This is a genomic window from Pontibacter chitinilyticus, from assembly GCF_039748935.1.
In the GTDB taxonomy this organism is placed as follows: domain Bacteria; phylum Bacteroidota; class Bacteroidia; order Cytophagales; family Hymenobacteraceae; genus Pontibacter; species Pontibacter chitinilyticus.
The window spans coordinates 372658-379352 of record NZ_JBDIZJ010000004.1; the positions used below are offsets into that span (position 1 = coordinate 372658).

The 6695-nt window shown below is 50.5% G+C and carries 6 protein-coding genes; 3 read left to right on the plus strand and 3 right to left on the minus strand.

Translation table 11 applies throughout. The features are described from left to right. Nucleotides 1–226: 226 nt before the first annotated feature. The 3 genes from ABDW72_RS09780 to ABDW72_RS09790 all read right to left on the minus strand — a co-directional run bounded on the left by ABDW72_RS09780 (nucleotide 227) and on the right by ABDW72_RS09790 (nucleotide 2945). On the minus strand, nucleotides 227–1471 hold the full coding sequence (locus ABDW72_RS09780; RefSeq protein ID WP_347158363.1) for a serine hydrolase: 1245 nt from the start codon (nucleotides 1469–1471) through the stop codon (nucleotides 227–229). A gap of 120 nt (nucleotides 1472–1591) precedes the next feature. Continuing rightward, complete coding sequence (locus ABDW72_RS09785; RefSeq protein WP_347158364.1) at nucleotides 1592–2764, minus strand: serine hydrolase; 1173 nt, start codon at nucleotides 2762–2764, stop codon at nucleotides 1592–1594. After that, the gene (locus ABDW72_RS09790) at nucleotides 2694–2945 is read right to left on the minus strand and encodes a hypothetical protein (protein ID WP_347158365.1); all 252 of its coding nucleotides are present in this window, start codon (nucleotides 2943–2945) and stop codon (nucleotides 2694–2696) included. Before ABDW72_RS09790 ends, ABDW72_RS09785 begins: the two co-directional genes overlap by 71 nt. Nucleotides 2946–3161: 216 nt before the next feature. On the opposite strand from ABDW72_RS09790, the gene ABDW72_RS09795 reads away from it, so the two are divergent. The 3 genes from ABDW72_RS09795 (at nucleotide 3162) to ABDW72_RS09805 (ending at nucleotide 6452) form a co-directional block, all read left to right on the plus strand. Beyond that, nucleotides 3162–4349, plus strand: coding sequence for a dipeptidase (locus tag ABDW72_RS09795; RefSeq protein WP_347158366.1), 1188 nt, complete (start codon nucleotides 3162–3164; stop codon nucleotides 4347–4349). Between the two features lie 41 nt (nucleotides 4350–4390). Further along, nucleotides 4391–5566 carry an acyltransferase family protein gene (locus ABDW72_RS09800; protein ID WP_347158367.1) on the plus strand — a complete coding sequence of 392 codons (1176 nt, stop codon included), beginning with the start codon at nucleotides 4391–4393 and terminating at the stop codon, nucleotides 5564–5566. A gap of 142 nt (nucleotides 5567–5708) precedes the next feature. Beyond that, nucleotides 5709–6452, plus strand: a complete 744-nt coding sequence (locus ABDW72_RS09805) for a DeoR/GlpR family DNA-binding transcription regulator (RefSeq protein WP_347158368.1) — start codon at nucleotides 5709–5711, stop codon at nucleotides 6450–6452. Nucleotides 6453–6695: the final 243 nt, after the last annotated feature.

Sequence of the window (6695 nt, forward strand, 5' to 3'; positions counted from 1 at the left end):
ATAAATCTAAAGTATAAGTATAAACAGAGAAGCCCCTGCAGCGCAAACTGCAGGGGCTTCTCTGTTTATAAGTTACTAAGATCTCACAGCGTCTTTATGATCTGAGAGCGTTAGGGGAGTTAGAGAATTTGAATGTTAAAGAGTTGAAAGGCTGACTTTAATAACCCTTCTGGACCCGCGAGGTCTTCTGGAACTTGCGTTTATACTTTGCACAAAGTACAAAGTACTATCTCCTGAAACGGCTCAGGTCCGGCTTATGCTTGCGTTTTCTTCCCAGTTCATAGTTATAAACAATCTCGCCTACTTCTTTAAAGAAGGGATAGCCGATCTCATCATACTCATACTTGTTGTCGTTAAGCACGCCATCGCTGTTGACGTAGATGGTGGCTGAGAGCATAAACTCCACGTTGTTCTTCAGGTCTACGATGTAAGCCGCATCGGTCAGGTAGCCGTACGACCAACCGGGCTTGTTAAAGATGCGGATGTAATCGGGAATCTTGCTTTTATCGGCCTTGTAGAGGAAAAACTTGGTGTAGCTGTCGAAAAACTCGGTGGTGTCATATTTAGGATTTAAGCTTTGCGAGGGCAGCTTCGGCATGTTGTCGTACAGAAAAGCGTAGTCGTCGGGCGAGAGGCGGAAGCGCTGCTTCTCCGGCACCGATTCCGGGAACATAACTGACTGCAAAATTTGCTGCAGGTCCTGCAGCGGCAGGTTGTTATGCGTGGTGAAGTCCATAGGTTCCGGCACCAGTTCGTCATTCCAGTTCCAGTGCGCCTTGCCTACCAGCACCGGCTTGCTATAGTCAAACGTAGTGTTGCTGCGGGTGGGCGGCTGCGCATACAGCACCTCCCCATTCTGCACAAACCGGATCGGGTTGGTATGGCGGTTCTCCTCTTCCGTCATGGGCGTAAAGCGACGGGTGATGCGCACATCCTTATACCCTTTCTGCCACAGCGCCTCGTTTAGTGTCTGCTGCCCCACAAACTCGTAGAGGCGGTTGTAGGCCTCGTTGTCGCTTACCAGAAACACCTTTTTAATATAATGCGCAATGGAGGGCAAGCCATTTTCCGAGGTAGAGTCGGTGAGCATGCTGGTCTGGCCGCTGTAAGCGCTGTCGGTGAGCATGGGCGTATACTTGTTTACACCCTGCTTTTTCAGGTCATTCAGCTTTTCTAAGGCGGCAAGTGCCGTAGGAAGCTTCACTGTAGAGGCCGGGTTAAAGTATTGGTTGCGATCTACGTGCAGGTAGTGGGTCGTAAAGTGCGGCCGGTTGTGTTTGTCGCGATTAATCTCGGTATAGATGATCTGGTAATGGAAGGTATCGGGCTGGCTCAGCACCTGCTGCAACAGCGGCGAGGCTTGTGCCTGCAGGAGTTTCTTTAGAAAGGCATCGTCTTTCTGCTGCGCCATAACGGATGAAAATAAGAAGCCGGACATAAGAAAGGTGCAGATCAGAAAAGGAAGTTTCATTGGGTAAGAAGTATGGCTTTATACAGAACAGCGGCATAAACTAGTATGGCCTACGGAAAAGGCAATGTACCCTCTGCTATCATTCTCACAGAGAAGCAGGAGCAAGTATAAATTATCCGCTTAGTTATAGTTGATTTTAAACCGGCTCAGGTCGGGCAGGTGTTTTTTCCGGCGCTTCAGTTCATGTTGGTAAAACACCTGGCCCAGGTGCTGCATAAACGGGAAGCCTTCTTCTTCATATTCATACTCACCGTTGTTGAAGATCTCGTCTTCATTTACCAGGATCACGGCCGTCAGCATAAACTCCACGTTGTTGTCAAAATCCACAACATAGGCATTGTCAATCATAAAGCCATAGGCGTCTCCTATTTTATTAAAGATGCGGATGTTACCCGGTATGCGCTCCTTGGAATCGCCATACATGAGAAACTTCACGTAACTGTCGGGATACTCCTGCGGATCATACTTCGGAAAGTCGCTTTCGCGGGGCAGCATTGACATATACTTGTAAAGGAACGCGTAATCGTCGGCCGTAAGGTTAAAGCGCTGCTGCGCCGGCACCGACTCCGGAAAGAGCACGCGCTTGAGGATACCCTGCAGCGCCTCTACCGTAATATAGTTCTTTTCAGAAAAGTCCATCGGCCCTTGCACCAGCAGCGTATCGTCTTTCATGTAGGCTTTGCCCAACATCGTTTGCTTCGGCGGGTTCGGCAACGGAACCGGGTTGTTCACCAGCGGCTGCCGGTAAAGCACAGAGTCGCCCTTGTAAAACGTAAACGGGTTAGTATGGCGGTTCTCATCCGGCGTCAGGAAAATAGAAAGCCGGTGCACCAGCCGCACATCCTGCAAGCCTTTCTGGTGCAAAGTTTCATTCAGCTGCCGCTGCCCCACAAATTCGTAGAGGCGGTTGAAGGCGTCATTGTCGCTCACCAGAAAAATTTTCTTAATATAATGCGCCACAGAAGGTAAGTTATCGGCCGAAGTACTGTCGGTTTGAACAGGGCTCTGGCCGGCGTAAGCGCTATCGACCTGCAGCGGCGTATACTTGTCGAGCCCCTGGATGTGCAGATTGTTCAGCTTCTCAAGTGCTGCTACGGCAACCGCTAGTTTCACCGAGCTCGCCGGGTAAAAGTACTCCTGCGGGTTGATGCGGTAGCCGTACGAAGTAAAGTGAGGCTGGTTCTGCGCGTCGCGGTCTATCTGCGTGTACAGGATCTGGAGCTTATACTTGGCGGGATTCTGCAGCACTTTCCCGAAGTACTCCGGGTGCCGCTTCATTATCTTCTGAATCATTTTTTTCCGTTTCAGCTTCTGCGCATTGGCTGCTGGAGCGAACAAAGCCGCAGAAAAAAGCAGTAGAAAGAAGCTGCTGATAAAAAGCAGGTTTCTGCCAGCGCCCGGTTTGGTTTTGCACATGGTGCGTTTTCGTTGTTTGAGCATATAAGTTACTACCCTTTCCGGCTATTTCCAACAAAGCAGCGCCGAAAACCCGGTGCTGCACCCTTTCCTGAAATTACTGGTAAACCTTTGCTTTGATGAGGCTTTTTGCTATCTTTTACTGCGCATACGCAAATTCCTGCTTTCTGGTCCCGGCCTCTGGCTGTTACCCGGAAGCGCCCGCACCTGCGCCACTTGCATACTACTTCCGGCATGCCTGTCACTGCCAGCTTTTACCTTAACCAGCACCTGCATGAAACTAACTATATACCTACTTCTTATTTTTTCGCTCCTTTGCAGCAGTATAGTGGGGCAGGCACAGGACTATAAAAAGCTGCACCAGCAAGCCATCGTCATTGATACACATAACGATGTGCTGATCTCGACCATGGAAGGCTTGGATATAGCCGGCAACCTGACTGGTAAAACGCACTCGGACCTGGACCGGTTTAAGGAGGGTGGCGTAGATGTGCAGGTATTTTCGGTATGGAGCGAGGGCAGCCTGGGCAAGGGCAAAGAGTTTGCCTACGCCAACGCCCAGATCGATTCGCTGTACGCCATTGCCGCTCGAAATCCTGGCAAGCTACAGGTGGTAAAAACACCACAGGAGCTGATGAAAGCGGTAAAGCAACACAAGCTGGCAGCAATGATCGGGGTGGAAGGCGGCCACATGATAGAGGATAACCTGAACTATCTCGACAGCCTTTACGCCCGCGGCACACGCTATATGACGCTTACCTGGAACAACTCCACGTCCTGGGCCAGCTCCGCCAAAGACGAAGCAGAAGGCACCATGCCTAACCCGCAGAAAGGACTGAATGATTTTGGTCGGCAAGTAGTGCGCCGGATGAACAAGTTGGGCATGCTGGTAGACCTGAGCCACGTAGGCGAACAGACCTTCTGGGATGCCATCAAAATCACCACCAAGCCGGTGCTGGTGTCGCATAGCTGCGTATATAGTATAAACCCGCATTACCGCAACCTAAGCGATGCGCAGATAAAAGCAGTGGGCAAAAACGGCGGCGTGATTGACCTGAATTTCTTCTCGGGCTTCCTGGATAAGGAATTTGAGCAGCGCCTGGCACAGTTTAAAACCCGCCACCAGTCTGCGCTGGACTCGCTGCAGCAACTGGGCTGGTCCTCTGGCGATCAGATGGCTTGGCTGGAAAAGCAATATCCTGCAGAAGCTACTGCCGTGCGCCCGCCGCTTGCGCTGCTATTCGACCATATGGACTATATCGTGCGGCTGGTGGGCGTAGACCACGTGGGGCTGGGCTCCGATTTCGACGGCATTTCCTCCACGCCACAGCAACTGGACGATGTAACGGACTTTCCGCTGATCACCAAAGAGCTGCTGGCCAGAGGCTATAGTGCCAAAGACATCGAGAAGATCCTGGGCGGCAACTTCCTGCGGGTGTTCAAAGCCAATGCCGGCTCCTAATCTATCATTCAACTTATACCTTGTACTATCCCTTCCCATTTATGACAAAACTTATCACAGCTGCTCCAGCTACCGAAAACACCTTGTTCAAAGCAAAAACAGCAGAGCGGTACCTCTCGCTGGATGTGCTGCGCGGATTAACCATTGCCCTGATGGTGGTGGTAAACACGCCGGGCAGTTGGGCCAACATCTATGCCCCGTTCGAGCATGCGGCCTGGCATGGCTTTACCCCTACCGACCTGGTTTTCCCTACGTTCCTGTTCGTCGTAGGCAATGCCATGAGCTTCAGCATGCGTAAATTCCGGGCGCAAGGCAACGGGCCTTTTCTTCAAAAAGTCTTTAAACGAACTGCTCTTATTTTCCTGATCGGCGTGCTGCTGCACCTCTTCCCTTTTGTTGTGCATACGGATGCGGGCGGGTATGCCCTGAAAGACTTTGGTAGTATGCGTATCTTTGGTGTGCTGGCACGTATCGCAATCTGCTACTGCCTGGCCTCGCTGGTGGTGCGCTACCTCGGGCTGCGTGGCGCAGCTGTTTTCAGCGTCATCGTGCTGCTGGGCTACTGGGCTATACTTTATCTTTTTGGTGATGCCACCGACCCATATAGCCTGGAGGGCAACGCCGCACGCAAGTTCGACCTCCTCTTTTTAGCGCCTGAAAACCTGTACCACGGCTTTGGCATCGCGTTCGATCCGGAAGGCATGCTAAGTATGTTCCCGGCTGTTGTCAACGTCATAGCCGGCTACTTTACCGGTAAGTTTATTCAGCAGCAGGGCAATACCCGAAGCACTGTCATGCGGCTGGCTATTGCTGGTGCGGCAGCGGTATGCCTGGGTCTGCTCTGGGATACGCAGTTTCCAATCAACAAACCGATCTGGACGAGCTCCTACGTGGTGTATGCCATCGGGTGGGATCTGCTGTTGCTGGCGGCACTTATGCTGGTGATCGAAGTGGCAGGTTATAAAAAGTGGACGTACTTTTTTGAAGTATTTGGACGAAATCCGCTCTTCATATTTGCCATGGCCTCTCTTGTGATCAAAACCCTGATGTTTATAAAAGTAGATGGCACCAGCCTGAATGGCTGGATCTATGAACATGGCTTCCTGACATGGAGTGCGGGGAAGAACGCCTCCCTCCTCTTCGCCATCTGTTACATGCTTTGTATGTGGCTGATCGGCTACTGGATGGATAAAAAAAGGATTTATATTAAAGTATAAACCCGCTTAAAAGCATGGCAGTAGGCCAAGCCAAAGCGCTACGACTACGGGTACTCCTTTCTTTTTAAGCAAAGTTCGGGGCAGCAGCGTTTATGTTTCTATAAATTAATTTATATTTGGAAGTACATCAACCTACATCAGAATGCTAAAGGAAGAACGGCAGGCTTTTATCATCAGGCAGATAAATTTGCACAACAAGGTACTATCCTCAGACTTAAGCACCCAGCTTAACGTTTCGGAAGATACCATCCGGCGGGATTTGCATGAACTGGCCGAGAGTGGTAAAGTACTGAAGGTGCATGGCGGTGCCTTGTCGAAATCTTTCCATTATCCTTTTCAGCAGAGCGAGGTATACGCCAAAGAATCCAAAAAAGAGATTGCCGGCAAGGTGCTGCAACTGCTGCAGGACGACATGTTTGTGTTGGTAGGCGGAGGCACCACGATGATCGAGGTTGCCCGCATGATACCGGATACCCTGAAATGTACTTTCTTCACAGTAAGTCCGCTCGTAGCCCTCGAGTTGACAGAGCACGCCAACATCAACGTTATACTTGTCGGCGGGCAGCTATCCAAAAGCTCACACATCAATATTGGGGCGCAGGTGATCAACCAACTGTCAGAAATCCGGGTCGATCTATGTATCATCGGCACAAACGCGCTCTCACTGGCTGAAGGCATGACGGAGTCTGATTGGGAGGTAGTGCAGGTGAAGAAAGCCATGATCAAATCGGCCAAGAAAACTGCTGTGATGAGCATTGCCGAAAAGCTGAACTCCATTCAGAATATGAAAGTGTGTAACCTCAGCGCGATCCAATACTTAGTTACAGACCTGGACCCATCGAACCCCGCACTGAAAGAATATGCCAAAGCTATTACGGTGCTTTAATGCCAACCAGTAAAAGCTGATTTCAACATAGCAAGTATAAAATGAAAGCAGGAGCCGCCTTATTGAGGCGGCTCCTGCTTTTTACCACGCAGTAAAAGATTTATACTTGAGGGTCTGGATTACAGTGCCACAAGTGTAAGTATGAAGTACACTTTAGTTAAAGGCCAGTTTCTGTTACTCGAACTTGTAGCGCACGAAGGCTTCCATGGCCTCGTACTCCGCCAGTCCGAGGCTGTCGTACGC

Excerpts from the sequence above, each read along its gene's own strand:
- ABDW72_RS09780 (WP_347158363.1), bottom strand. The coding sequence starts at position 1,471 with ATGAAACTTCCTTTTCTGATCTGCACCTTTCTTATGTCCGGCTTCTTA.
- ABDW72_RS09785 (WP_347158364.1), bottom strand. The coding sequence starts at position 2,764 with ATGATTCAGAAGATAATGAAGCGGCACCCGGAGTACTTCGGGAAAGTG.
- ABDW72_RS09795 (WP_347158366.1), top strand. The coding sequence starts at position 3,162 with ATGAAACTAACTATATACCTACTTCTTATTTTTTCGCTCCTTTGCAGC.
- ABDW72_RS09800 (WP_347158367.1), top strand. The coding sequence starts at position 4,391 with ATGACAAAACTTATCACAGCTGCTCCAGCTACCGAAAACACCTTGTTC.
- ABDW72_RS09805 (WP_347158368.1), top strand. The coding sequence starts at position 5,709 with ATGCTAAAGGAAGAACGGCAGGCTTTTATCATCAGGCAGATAAATTTG.